This window comes from Burkholderia sp. AU16741, assembly GCF_002223345.1.
Classification (GTDB): Bacteria; Pseudomonadota; Gammaproteobacteria; order Burkholderiales; family Burkholderiaceae; genus Burkholderia; species Burkholderia sola.
This window is the reverse complement of sequence record NZ_NKEZ01000003.1, coordinates 1,576,555-1,588,667: the sequence shown is the minus strand read 5'-3', so window position 1 is coordinate 1,588,667 and position 12,113 is coordinate 1,576,555. Positions and strand designations below refer to the sequence as shown.

Here is a 12,113-nt window from a genome sequence, read left to right as displayed (position 1 = left end):
GGCGGCTTCCTTCCGTTCAATTTTCCATTCGAACAAGGTTCATTGAATGATCACTCGCGCTGAATTGCTGGACATGCTTGCTTCGAACGCGCCGCAGGGTTTCGAGGCGCAAGCGCTGGGGCTGGTGCCGATCGTCGTCGAAACGAGCGGCCGCGGCGAGCGTTCGTACGATATCTATTCGCGTCTCCTGAAGGAGCGCCTGGTGTTCATGGTCGGCGAAGTGAACGACCAGACCGCCAATCTCGTGGTCGCGCAATTGCTGTTCCTCGAGAGCGAGAATCCCGACAAGGACATCAGCCTCTACATCAACAGCCCGGGCGGCTCGGTGTCGGCCGGGATGGCGATCTACGACACGATGCAGTTCATCAAGCCGGACGTGTCGACCCTGTGCATGGGCCTCGCGGCCAGCATGGGCGCATTCCTGCTCGCGTCGGGCGCGAAGGGCAAGCGCTTCGCGCTGCCGAATTCGCGCGTGATGATTCACCAGCCGCTCGGCGGCGCGCGCGGCCAGGCATCCGACATCGAGATCCAGGCACGCGAGATCCTCTACCTGAAGGAGCGGTTGAACAACCTGCTCGCGCAGCACACGGGCCAGGACGTCGAGCGCATCGCGCGCGACACCGACCGTGATAACTTCATGTCGAGCGAGGACGCGAAGGCGTACGGGCTGATCGATCAGGTGCTATTGAAGCGCCCGTGAGCTTAAACGGGGTGCCGCCCCGATTCGGGCCGGCGCCCTCAAACGTCCCGAGTGCCCTGAGCATCTGCGGCAAGCGCATCCAGCCGGCTCCGGTCGCGCCCTAGGCGCGGCGTCCGGAGCAATCGGCGTATCATGTCATTTACCTGTCCGGAGGCTCTACATTCATGGCGGACAAAAAAGGTTCGAACAGCGAGAAGCTGTTGTATTGCTCGTTTTGCGGGAAAAGCCAGCATGAGGTGAAAAAACTCATCGCGGGCCCGTCGGTGTTCATCTGCGATGAATGTATCGACCTCTGCAACGAAATCATTCGCGACGAGGCGGCTGCCGCCGGCGTCGAGGCCAGCCTGTCCCGGTCGGATTTGCCGAGTCCGCAGGAAATTCGCGACATCCTCGATCAGTACGTGATCGGCCAGGAGCGCGCGAAGAAAATCCTCGCGGTGGCCGTGTACAACCACTACAAGCGCCTGAAGCATCTCGACAAGAAGGACGACGTCGAGCTGTCGAAGAGCAACATCCTGCTGATCGGCCCGACGGGCTCCGGCAAGACGTTGCTCGCGCAGACGCTCGCGCGGTTGCTCAACGTGCCGTTCGTGATCGCGGACGCGACGACGCTGACCGAAGCCGGCTACGTCGGCGAGGACGTCGAGAACATCATCCAGAAGCTGTTGCAGAACTGCAACTACGAGGTCGACAAGGCCCAGCGCGGGATCGTCTACATCGACGAAATCGACAAGATCAGCCGCAAGTCGGACAACCCGTCGATCACGCGCGACGTGTCGGGCGAGGGTGTCCAGCAGGCGCTGCTGAAGCTCGTCGAGGGCACGATGGCGTCGGTGCCGCCGCAGGGCGGCCGCAAGCACCCGAACCAGGATTTCATCCAGGTCGACACGACCAACATCCTGTTCATCTGCGGCGGCGCGTTCGACGGTCTCGAAAAGGTGATCACCGATCGTACCGAGAAGACCGGCATCGGCTTCGGCGCGACGGTCAAGAGCAAGCAGGAACGCGACGCGGGCGAAGTGCTGCGCGAGACGGAACCGGAAGACCTGATCAAATTCGGTCTGATCCCCGAATTGATCGGCCGCCTGCCGGTGGTCGCGACGCTCGGCAAGCTCGACGAAGCCGCGCTGATGAAGATCCTGGTCGAGCCGAAGAATGCGCTCGTCAAGCAGTATCACAAGCTGTTCGCAATGGAGCGCGTCGAACTGGAAATCCGGCCGGGCGCGTTGCAGGCAGTCGCCCGCAAGGCGATTCGCCGCAAGACCGGCGCGCGCGGTTTGCGTTCGATCATCGAACAGGCGTTGCTCGACGTGATGTACGAGCTGCCGACGATGAAAGGGGTCAGCAAGGTCATCATCGACGAGAATGTCATCGATGGGGACGGCAAGCCCTTGCTGATCTACGAGGACACGCCGAAGGTGGCGGGTTCGAACTGACCGGCTTGCCGACGATGTTCAGCGAAAAAGGCCGTTCATGAGTCCGTGGGCGGCTTTTTTTCGTTTATCTTGTGGGTAACTCTGACTCGACACGCGGTGGTTACTTTCTTACCGAATATTTCCCGCACTTGAAGGCTTGCAATTCGTTGTGGCGGCCTCAATTACCGAACAATTGATTCCACTCATGGGGAAATGAAATGTCAGGCACCCAACTTCTCCCGCCGGAACGCATCACGCTCCCGCTGCTGCCGCTGCGGGATGTCGTCGTTTTCCCGCACATGGTCATTCCGCTCTTCGTGGGCCGGCCGAAATCGATCAAGGCCCTCGAAGCAGCGATGGAAGGCGGCAAGCACATCATGCTCGTCGCCCAGAAAACCGCGGCCAAGGATGAACCGACCGAAAAGGACATGTACGAGGTCGGTTGTATCGCCAACATTCTGCAGATGCTGAAGCTGCCGGACGGCACCGTGAAGGTGCTCGTCGAGGGCCTGCAGCGCGCGAAGGCGTTGTCGATCGAGGAACAGGAGACGCAGTTCTCCTGCGAAGTGATGCCGCTCGAGCCCGATCACGCCGACAGCGCCGAGACGGAAGCGCTGCGTCGCGCGATCGTGTCGCAGTTCGACCAGTACGTGAAGCTGAACAAGAAGATCCCGCCGGAGATTCTCACGTCGCTGTCGGGCATCGACGAAGCGGGCCGCCTCGCCGACATGATCGCCGAGCGCCTGCCGCTCAAGCTCGACCAGAAGCAGCACATCCTCGAGATGTTCCCGGTCATCGAGCGCCTCGAGCACCTGCTCGCGCAGCTCGAAGCCGAGATCGACATCCTGCAGGTCGAAAAGCGCATCCGCGGGCGCGTGAAGCGCCAGATGGAAAAGAGCCAGCGCGAGTACTACCTGAACGAACAGGTCAAGGCGATCCAGAAGGAACTGGGCGAGGGCGAGGAAGGTGCGGATCTCGAGGAACTCGAGAAGCGCATCAACGCCGCGCGCATGCCGAAGGAAGCCAAGAAGAAGGCCGACGCAGAACTGAAGAAGCTGAAGCTGATGTCGCCGATGTCGGCGGAAGCCACCGTCGTGCGCAACTACATCGACACGCTGATCGGCCTGCCGTGGCGCAAGAAGAGCAAGGTCAACAACGACCTGTCGAACGCCGAGCAGGTGCTCGACGAGGATCACTTCGGCCTTGAGAAGGTCAAGGAACGGATCCTCGAGTATCTCGCGGTGCAACAGCGCGTGGACAAGGTCAAGGCACCGATCCTGTGCCTCGTCGGGCCTCCGGGCGTCGGCAAGACCTCGCTCGGCCAGTCGATCGCCCGCGCGACGAACCGCAAGTTCGTCCGGATGGCGCTCGGCGGCGTGCGTGACGAAGCCGAGATCCGCGGCCACCGCCGCACGTACATCGGTTCGATGCCGGGCAAGATCCTGCAAAGCCTCGCGAAGGTCGGCGTGCGCAATCCGCTCTTCCTGCTCGACGAAGTCGACAAGATGGGGATGGATTTCCGCGGCGATCCGTCGTCGGCGCTGCTCGAAGTGCTGGATCCGGAACAGAACCACACGTTCGCCGACCACTACATCGAAGTCGACTTCGATCTGTCGGACGTGATGTTCGTCGCGACGTCGAACTCGCTGAACATCCCGCCGCCGCTGCTCGACCGGATGGAAGTGATCCGTCTGTCGGGCTATACGGAAGACGAGAAGGTCAGCATCGCCCAGCGTTACCTGCTGCCGAAGCAGAAGAAGAACAACGGGCTGAAGGAAGGCGAGATCGAGGTCACCGAGCAGGCGATCCGCGACATCATCCGCTACTACACGCGCGAAGCCGGTGTGCGTTCGCTCGAGCGGGAAGTGTCGAAGATCTGCCGCAAGGTCGTGAAGATGCTGCTGCTGAAGAAGGCGTCGGGCGCGATCAAGGTCGATGGCGAGAACCTCGACACGTTCCTCGGCGTGCGCAAGTACGACTTCGGCCTCGCGGCGAAGGAAAACCAGGTCGGTCAGGTGACGGGCCTCGCGTGGACGGAAGTCGGCGGCGATCTGCTGACGATCGAAGCCGCGGTGATGCCGGGCAAGGGCAACGTGATTCGTACGGGCTCGCTCGGCGACGTGATGAAGGAGTCGGTCGAGGCTGCGCGGTCGGTCGTGCGCTCGCGTTCGCGTCGTCTCGGTATCAAGGACGAAGCGTTCGAGAAGCAGGACATCCACATCCACGTGCCGGAAGGCGCGACGCCGAAGGACGGTCCGTCCGCCGGCGGTGCGATGACGACCGCGCTGGTGTCGGTGCTGACGGGTATTCCCGTGCGGGCCGACGTCGCGATGACGGGCGAAATCACGTTGCGTGGCGAAGTGCTGCCGATCGGCGGGCTGAAGGAAAAGCTGCTGGCTGCGCATCGCGGCGGCATCAAGCTCGTGCTGATCCCGGAAGAGAACGTGAAGGATCTCGCGGACATTCCGGACAACGTGAAGAACGCGATCGAGATCGTGCCGGTCCGCTGGATCGACAAGGTGCTGGAACTCGCGCTCGAGCGTTCGCCGACGCCGCTGCCGCCGGAGGAAGAAGCGAAGGCTGCGGCGCCGGTCGGCGAGGCGGGGAAGGATGCCGGCTCGACGGAAGTCGTCAAGCACTGAGGCCGTGAACACCGTCGTTGTTGACGGTCGTTCACAAAAACCCGCGGCAACGTCCGCGGGTTTTTTTATGCGCATCGGAGTCGTGCGAGCATGTGCGTTAAAAAATTCGCGCGCAGGCTTGGCAAAATGTTCGGGGATGAATTAAACTTGCGGGCTCGCTGATTGTTGATGCGCAAAACGCAGATCGCAGTCGGAACGAATCGGAAACGGGTGCTTAGCTCAGCTGGTAGAGCGGCGCCCTTACAAGGCGTAGGTCGGGGGTTCGAACCCCTCAGCACCCACCAGTTTCACGATTCAGCCAGACCAAGGAGCGGTAGTTCAGTCGGTTAGAATACCGGCCTGTCACGCCGGGGGTCGCGGGTTCGAGTCCCGTCCGCTCCGCCAGAAATAAGAAAGCCCGCCTTGTGCGGGCTTTTTCATTTGTATCGTTCGTTGTGCCCACTTGCGGGCACGTGACCGCGGAGTGGAGAGCGGCTGCCGAATTCCAGTTCCATTCGCGCACGGCATGACCTGCTTTTTTCCCGTCCCACCCCGTATGTTGTAATATCGGTCGTTTTGTCCAATTTTTCCGTCACGCATGCTCGATTTCTTCCGTAATCACCAGCGCCTGATGATGGCGCTCCTGCTCCTGATCGTGTTGCCGGGGCTGGGTTTCGTCGGGATCCAAGGCTTCCGCGGCTTCTTCGACGACAGTGCGAACGTCGCGGCGGTCAACGGGCACAAGATCACGCGGGTCGAATTCGACGGCGCGTTCCGCCAGCAGATCGACCAGGCGCGCCAGGCGCTTGGCGGACAGTTCGACATCAAGATGTTCGATACGCCCGAGCACCGCAAGCAGGTGCTCGACGGCCTGATCCAGCAACGCGTGCTGGCCGACGAGACGCAACGCCTGCACCTGACCGCGTCCGACAACGCGGTGCGCGACGCGCTGATGAGCGACCCGATGATCGCGTCGCTGAAAAAGCCCGACGGCACGATCGACGTCGAACGCTATGCGCAACTGCTGTCGTTCCAGGGGATGACGCCGGAGCAGTACCAGGAGCGCGTGCGTTACAGCCTCGCGCTGCAGCAGATTCCGGCCAGCATCGTGTCGAGCGCGTTCACGCCCAAGAGCCTCGCGCAACGCCTGTCCGAACTCGCCGCGCAGCAGCGCGAAGTGCAGGCGCTCGTGCTGAAGACGAGCGACTTCGCAGCGAAGGTCCAGTCGACTGACGCGCAGCTCACCGCGTACTACGACGCGCACAAGCAGAGCTTTGCGACGCCGGAAACCGCGACGATCCAGTACCTCGTCTATTCGCCGGCCGCGGCGGCCGCGAGCGCGCAGCCGACGGAAGCGGACATCAAGAAGTTCTACGACGACAACCCGACGCACTTCCGTACCGAAGCGCAGGTGCGCGTGAGCCACATCTTCATCGCCGCGCCGGGCAGCGCCAGCGCGGCCGACAAGGCGGCCGCGAAAGCGAAGGCCGAGCAACTGCTCGCCGACGTGAAAGCGCATCCGGATCAATTCGCGCAGATCGCGCAGAAGAACTCGCAGGACGCACCGTCGGCGGCGAAGGGCGGCGACCTCGGCTTCATCACGCGCGGCTCGACCGCGGGCGGCAAGGCGTTCGACGATGCCGCGTTCTCGCTCAAGCAGGGCGACGTGAGCGGAGTCGTGCAGTCGGATCTCGGTTTCCACATCCTGAAGGCGACCGAAGTGAAGCCGGCCGTCGTCAAGCCGTTCGCGGAAGTGAAGGACCAGATCGCGGTCGACCTGAAGCAGCAGTACGCAGCGAAGGCGTTCTCGGACAACGCGGAAGGGTTCACGTCGACCGTCTACGAAAAGGCGAAGACGCTGCAGCCGGCCGCGGACAAGTACAAACTGACGATCCAGACGGCCACCGTCACGCCGACGCCGAATCCGCAGCTGCCGCCGACGAGCCCGTTGAACAATCCGAAGTTCCTGGCCGCCGTGTTCGCGAACGACTCGGTGAAGAACCGGAACAACACGCAGGCGATCGACGTCGGCAACAACACGCTGATCTCGGCGCGCGTGACCGACTACAAGCCGGCGGCGGTGCCCGCGCTCGACACGATCAAGGACGTCGTGCGTCAGAAGGTCGTCGCCGAGCAGGCCGCGGAACTCGCGAAGAAGGACGGTGCGGCGAAGCTGGCCGAGTTGCAGAAGTCGAAGTCCACCGACGGGTTCGCGCCCGCGCAGAAGGTGTCGCGCACGCAGTCGCAGGGCCTGACGCCGGCTGCGCTGAGCGCCGTCTACAAGGTCGACGCGAAGACGCTGCCGGCTTACGTCGGTGTCGACCTCGGCGCGGACGGCTATGCGATCTACCGCGTGAACGCGGTGATCCCCGGTTCGGCGGTCGATCCGCAGCAACTGGCGGCCGCGCAGCAACAGATGGCGCAGGTCGATGCGCAAAGCGAAGGCGAAGCGTACCTCGCCGCGCTGCGCGATCGCTCGAAGGTGAAGCTGTACGGCAGCACGACGGCCAGCCAGCAGCAGGACGGCGACAACTGAGCATCGTTTCGTCCGCAACCATCGAAAAGCCCCGCTCGAAGCGGGGCTTTTCGTTTTCCGGTGCGGCCGCGGTCAGCCGTGCGGCTTGCCGAGTAGCGGCTTCAGCGCCGGCCATACATTGTCGAGCAGGACGCCCTGGGCCTGCTGCGCGGGGTGCATCTGGTCGGCCTGGAACATGTCCGGCTTGTTCTCGATGCCGGCGAGCAGGAACGGCACGAGCGGCACGCCGAGATCCTTCGACAGCCGCGTATAGACCGCATGGAACTTCTGCGTGTAGTCGGGGCCGTAATTGGGCGGCACGTACATGCCGACCAGTACGACTTTCGCCTGCGCACGTCGCGCGCCGGCGATGATGTCGCGCAGGTTCTGCTCGGTTGTCGCGAGCGGCACGCCGCGCAGCGCATCGTTCGAACCGAGCTCGACGACGACGATCGACGGCTTGAGCCGCTGCAGCACCGCGGGCAGCCGCGCACGGCCGCCGCTCGTGGTGTCGCCGCTGACGCTGGCGTTCGCGACGCTATAATCGATTCGCTCGGTCGCGAGCCGTTGCCGCAGCAGCGCCACCCAGCCGGTATCGCGCGGCAAGCCGTATTCGGCCGACAGACTGTCGCCGAGCACGACGATCACGGGCGTGTTCGATGCCGGCGCCGTCGCGGCGCGTGCGGGCACGGTGACGGCCAGCAGGGTGCCTAGCAGCGCGGCGGCCGCCGCGCGTCTTTTCCAGCGAAATGTGGTGTCCATGTTCAAGATTACCGATCCGATCATCGAAGTCCATGACGTGTGCAAGCGGGTTGCCGATGCAACGGGCGAGTTGACGATCCTCGACGGCATCACGCTCGCCGTGCAGCCGGGCAGCAGCCTCGCGATCGTCGGCGCGTCGGGGTCGGGCAAATCGACGCTGCTCGGCCTGCTCGCCGGGTTGGACAGCGCGACGAGCGGCACGGTTCGCCTGCTCGGCCGCGCGCTCGATCGGCTCGACGAGGACGAACGCGCGGCGCTGCGCAACGGCGCGGTCGGTTTCGTGTTCCAGTCGTTCCAGTTGATGCCGCACCTGACCGCGCTCGAAAACGTGATGCTGCCGCTTGAACTGCAGGGCGGCATCAGCGCGCGCGACGCGGCCGACCGCGCCCGGGCGCTGCTCGTGCAGGTCGGCCTCGGCGAGCGCACCGCGCATTACCCGAAGCTGCTGTCGGGCGGCGAACAACAGCGCGTCGCACTCGCACGCGCGTTCGTCACGCGCCCGGCGATCCTGTTCGCCGACGAGCCGACCGGCAGCCTCGACGCGGCAACCGGCCATGCGGTCATCGACCTGATGTTCGCACTGAACCGCACGCACGGCGCGACGCTCGTGCTCGTCACGCACGATGCCGAACTCGCGCGCCGCTGCGCGACGACCGTCACCATCGATGCCGGGCGCATCGTCGCGCCGCACGCGGCGTCGCGCAACGCGTGAACGTCCGCGCCGGCCGCGTAGCGCGGAGCGCGCGGTCGACACGGCATGACGCCGTCGCGTCAGAGATTCAACGCTTGAGCGCCGCGCGGGCGCGCTCGATCAGCGCGGTGGTCGACGAGTCGTGCTTCGCCGGATCGACCGAGTCGGCCGACAGGTCGGCCTCGACGACCTTGCCGAGAATCTTGCCGAGCTCGACGCCCCACTGGTCGAATGGATTGATGTCCCACACCGTCGCCTGCACGAGCACCTTGTGCTCGTAAAGCGCGATCAGCGCGCCGAGCGTGCGCGGCGTCAGCGCATCGACGAGCAGCGTCGTGGTCGGGCGGTTGCCGGGGAACGTCAGGTGCGGCGCGAGCGCTTCCTTGCCGGGCCCGGCGACCTTGCGCGCTTCCTCGAGCGTGCGGCCGAGCATCAGCGCTTCGCTCTGCGCGAAGCAGTTCGCGAGCAGCTTCGGATGGTGGCTCGCGAGCGGATGCTCGGGCGTCAGCACCGCGATGAAGTCGATCGGCACGATCGTCGGCCCCTGGTGCAGCATCTGGAAGAACGCGTGCTGGCCGTTGGTGCCCGGCTCGCCCCACGTGACGGCCGACGTCGGGTAGTCGACGAAGGTGCCGTCCAGGCGCGCGGATTTGCCGTTGCTCTCCATTTCGAGCTGCTGCAGGTACGACGGCAGGTAGTGCAGCGCTTCCGAATACGGCGCGACGAGATAGCTCTGCGAGCCGAAGAAATTCCGGTACCAGATGCCGATCAGGCCGAGCAGCACCGGCAGGTTGCGCTCGAGCGGCGCTTCGCGGAAGTGGCGGTCCATGTCGTTCGCGCCGGCCAGCAGTTCGTCGAACTGTTCGGGGCCGACCGCGATCATGATCGACAGGCCGACCGCCGACCACAGCGAATAGCGGCCGCCGACCCAGTCCCACATTTCGAACACGTTGTCGGCGGCGATGCCGAACTTCACGACTTCGGCCGGGTTCGCCGACACGCCGACGAAGTGCTTCGCGAGCGCGTCCTCGGAGCAGCCGCGCGCGACGAACCAGTCGCGCAGCGAGCGTGCGTTCGTCATCGTCTCGAGCGTCGTAAACGTCTTCGACACGATGATCGCGAGCGTTTCCTCGGGATCGACCTGTTCGAGCACGCGCGCGAGATCGGCGCCGTCGACGTTCGACACGAAGTGCGTCGAGATTTCGGGCGTCGCGACGTGGTGCAGCGCATGCACGACCATCTTCGGGCCGAGATCCGACCCGCCGATGCCGATGTTGATCACGTGGCGGATGCGCTTGCCCGTATAGCCCGTCCACGTGCCGCCGCGCACGGCGCGCGCGAACGTCGCCATCTTCGCGCGTTCCGCGCTCACCTGGGCGTGGAACGGCGCCTGCGGATCGGTCGCGCGCAGCGCGGTGTGCAGCGCCGCGCGGCCTTCGGTCGGGTTGACGACCTCGCCCGCGAACATCGCGTCGCGCCGCGCTTCGACGCCAGCCTCGCGCGCGAGCTGCACGAGCAGGCGCAACGTTTCGTCGTCGATGCGGTTCTTCGAGAAATCGGCCGCGAGACCGCCGCCCGGAATCGTGAAGCGTTCGGCGCGGGTCGGCGCGCGGTCGTTTTCCGGCGCGAACCAGTCGCGCAGCCGCGCGTGGCGGATCTGTTCGAAGTGGGATTGAAGGGCAGTCCAGGCGGGGAGCGATTTCAGCGTCATGGCGGTTCGAGTGAAGCGTGAATCGGGAGGAATGCCGCGCCGGCTCATCGTGATCGGAAAGCCAGCGGACGAGAAGGCCCGCCGTGCGGCGGGGCAGTCAGTATAGCGGCGTTACGTGTCGGCGCGCGGCGACGGATAAAAAAGGCGATTGATCAGCGTGCGCACCATCGGCGCGAGCTCGCCCGCGGTGAGCCCGGCCGGGCCGGCGCCGTTCGCGGTCAGCGTGTCGGCCGCGAGGCCGTGCAGGTAGACGCCGGCCAGCGCGGCTTCGTACGGCGCGATCCGCTGCGCGAGCAGCGCGCCGATCAGGCCGCCGAGCACGTCGCCGGTGCCGCCGGTGGCGAGCGCCGCGTTGCCGGTCGGGTTGATCGCCACGCGGCCGTCGGGCGCCGCAATCACCGTGCCCGAGCCTTTCAGCACGACGATGGCCGCGTAACGTGCGGCGAGCGTCTGCGCGGCCGCGACGCGATCGCGTTGCACGGCGGCCGTGTCGCCGCCGAGCAGACGCGCGGCTTCGAGCGGATGCGGCGTCAGCACGCACGGATGGCCGCGGGCGCCGCGCGCGGCGACGGCGGCCGCGAGGTCCGCGTGCGTCGCGACGAGGTTCAGCGCGTCGGCATCGAGCAGCGCCGCCGTGTCGAGCGCGAGCACGTCGCGCACGAGCGTCGCCGCGGCCTCACGCGTGCCGAGCCCGCAACCGGCCGCGATCGCGGTCATCGCGCCGAGGTCGACGGTGTCGGCCGGATGCAGCATCAGTTCCGGAAACGGCGGGTCGTACGGTGGCGTGCCCGCGCCAAGGAAGCCGACGTGTACCTTGCCGGCGCCCGCGAACAGCGCGGCGCGGGCGGCGAGGATCGGTGCGCCGCACATGCCCGTGTCGCCGCCGAGCACCGCCAGGCTGCCGTACGTGCCCTTGTGCGATGCGAAGGCGCGTGCGGGCAGCGCCGCGGCGAATCGCGCGGGCGCATTCAGCACGATGGCCGGTGCGGTGGGCGGCGCGACATCGAGCGACGCGACATGGATCTCGCCGGCGAGATCGCGGCCGTCGCCCATGTAGAGGCCGGGTTTCGCGCCGATGAAGGTGAGCGTGTGGGTGGCCGCGACGGCGATGCCCGCGTCGACGATGCGGCCCGTGTCGCTGTCGAGCCCGCTCGGCACGTCGAGCGCGAGCACGCGGCCGCCGCTGCGCGCATGGGCGGCGATGCGTTCGGCCTGTTCGGCGAACACGCCGTCGAGCGCGCGGCCGAGACCGATGCCGAACAGCCCGTCGACGACCCACGCGTAGCCGTCCAGCGACGCGGGCGGGATGGCCGACAGCGGCACGCCGGCCGTGCGTGCGAGACCGAGCGCCCATTGCGCGTCGTCCGGCTTGACCGGCACCGGCATCCACGCATGCGTCGCGACGCCGAGCTGCTGGAGCCGCGCGGCGGCCACGAGCGCGTCGCCGCCGTTGTTGCCGGGGCCGACCGCGAACCAGACGGGGCGGTCGTCGCCGGCGACGCGTTCGGACAGCCAGCGCGCGGCGGCCGCGCCGGCGCGGCCCATCAGCGTGTGCGGCGGCAGCACGGCGGTGGCGTCGGCTTCGGTGGCGCGCAGGTCGGCGACGCGCAAGAGCGCGATCGGATCGGAATCGGGGAACGGGCGGGTAACGGTCATCGCGGAGTCGTGGCGGCTGGCAAGGACGCCGCCACGGGCGGG

Annotated in this window: 8 protein-coding genes and 2 tRNA genes; 7 read left to right on the top strand and 3 right to left on the bottom strand. The window is 66.0% G+C overall.

What is annotated here, in order from left to right:
• The first annotated feature begins 46 nt into the window (after nt 1–46).
• The 6 genes from clpP to CFB89_RS09730 all read left to right on the top strand — a co-directional run bounded on the left by clpP (nt 47) and on the right by CFB89_RS09730 (nt 7,272).
• The gene (clpP, locus tag CFB89_RS09755; RefSeq protein ID WP_006496351.1) at nt 47–700 is read left to right on the top strand and encodes an ATP-dependent Clp endopeptidase proteolytic subunit ClpP; all 654 of its coding nucleotides are present in this window, start codon (nt 47–49) and stop codon (nt 698–700) included.
• A 164-nt stretch (nt 701–864) separates the two neighbouring features.
• On the top strand, nt 865–2,136 hold the full coding sequence (gene clpX / locus CFB89_RS09750; RefSeq protein ID WP_006489345.1) for an ATP-dependent Clp protease ATP-binding subunit ClpX: 1,272 nt from the start codon (nt 865–867) through the stop codon (nt 2,134–2,136).
• A gap of 197 nt (nt 2,137–2,333) precedes the next feature.
• Nucleotides 2,334–4,757: an endopeptidase La gene (gene lon, locus CFB89_RS09745; RefSeq protein ID WP_089467667.1), complete on the top strand. Its 2,424-nt coding sequence runs from the start codon at nt 2,334–2,336 to the stop codon at nt 4,755–4,757.
• A gap of 208 nt (nt 4,758–4,965) precedes the next feature.
• Nucleotides 4,966–5,041, top strand: a tRNA-Val gene (locus tag CFB89_RS09740).
• Between the two features lie 23 nt (nt 5,042–5,064).
• Nucleotides 5,065–5,141 (top strand) — tRNA-Asp (locus CFB89_RS09735).
• A gap of 193 nt (nt 5,142–5,334) precedes the next feature.
• Entirely contained in the window at nt 5,335–7,272 is a 1,938-nt protein-coding gene (locus tag CFB89_RS09730) for a SurA N-terminal domain-containing protein (protein ID WP_089467666.1), read from the top strand.
• Nucleotides 7,273–7,344: 72 nt separating this feature from the next.
• Here CFB89_RS09730 and CFB89_RS09725 read toward each other — a convergent pair whose 3' ends face one another.
• Complete coding sequence (locus tag CFB89_RS09725) at nt 7,345–8,013, bottom strand: arylesterase (RefSeq protein ID WP_089467665.1); 669 nt, start codon at nt 8,011–8,013, stop codon at nt 7,345–7,347.
• On the opposite strand from CFB89_RS09725, the gene CFB89_RS09720 reads away from it, so the two are divergent.
• A complete protein-coding gene (locus CFB89_RS09720; protein ID WP_089467664.1) occupies nt 8,012–8,725 on the top strand; it encodes an ABC transporter ATP-binding protein in 714 nt (237 codons plus the stop codon). The two genes, CFB89_RS09725 and CFB89_RS09720, sit on opposite strands and share 2 nt — an antisense overlap.
• A gap of 67 nt (nt 8,726–8,792) precedes the next feature.
• Here the strand turns inward: CFB89_RS09720 and pgi are convergent, their stop codons facing one another.
• Together pgi and CFB89_RS09710 are read right to left on the bottom strand one after the other, a co-directional pair.
• On the bottom strand, nt 8,793–10,415 hold the full coding sequence (gene pgi / locus CFB89_RS09715; protein ID WP_089467663.1) for a glucose-6-phosphate isomerase: 1,623 nt from the start codon (nt 10,413–10,415) through the stop codon (nt 8,793–8,795).
• Between the two features lie 111 nt (nt 10,416–10,526).
• Complete coding sequence (locus CFB89_RS09710; protein WP_089467662.1) at nt 10,527–12,071, bottom strand: NAD(P)H-hydrate dehydratase; 1,545 nt, start codon at nt 12,069–12,071, stop codon at nt 10,527–10,529.
• Nucleotides 12,072–12,113: the final 42 nt, after the last annotated feature.